Source organism: Martinezella lusitana (genome assembly GCF_016901135.1).
Lineage (GTDB): Bacteria > Pseudomonadota > Alphaproteobacteria > Rhizobiales > Rhizobiaceae > Rhizobium > Rhizobium lusitanum_D.
This window is the reverse complement of sequence record NZ_JAFEVL010000014.1, coordinates 1-705: the sequence shown is the minus strand read 5'-3', so window position 1 is coordinate 705 and position 705 is coordinate 1. Positions and strand designations below refer to the sequence as shown.

Below are 705 nucleotides of genomic sequence, written 5' to 3'. Positions count from 1 at the left end.
CGGGTGAAGCCGGCCGCCTGGAACAAGCGCCCGATCGCCGCTTCCCATATCGATCTGCGATCTGTCGATATGCTTGAGCCACGCATGCGCGTGCTTGTCTGCATAGACGAAGAAGAGGCGTTTCACCTTCACGCTACGACATTGGGCAAGTAGCGCCGTCAACAATTTTGGGCGTAGATTGACCATTCCCTGAAACATCATGTCGATGCTGTGAAAGCTCTCGTTTTTTGGTAATTCATCGAGAACCTCCAATATTGCCCGCTCGGCCGATGACATTTTGATAGGCCATCGCCACGGGCTCATGGCCCGCTCCTCATCTGGATCATCTGACAAGCTGAATTCGCTGTTCTCGATGCCGCCGGTCTCTTCAAGGAATAGTCCATGACCTCGCCGCACGAATCTGGCATCGGTTGCCAACGTCATAAGCCAGTCGGGGATGTCCGAGCCGTAGAGGTACACGCGTGTATCGCCGCCAAGCTGCAGGTAGTGGGAATGGCCGCGCAAACCAACCGCGGTTAAGCCTCCGACGTGGAACTCATGTCCCATGATCCATTGCGCGGATAATAAAGGAATCTTCCAGCCCGTCCTGGCTTCCGACGTTTCTCTTGCGGAGAATGGGCGGCGGTAGACGCCTTTCGCGATCCGCTCGAGCCAACCCTGTTTGATATACGCCGATACAGATTGCCGTGAGATCGCATGCCGCGC

General features: G+C 56.0%; 1 protein-coding gene. It reads right to left on the bottom strand.

What is annotated here, in order from left to right:
* The coding region (locus JTP94_RS05915) for a type IV toxin-antitoxin system AbiEi family antitoxin domain-containing protein (protein WP_204849611.1) at window positions 1-705 on the bottom strand (705 nt) is incomplete at both ends.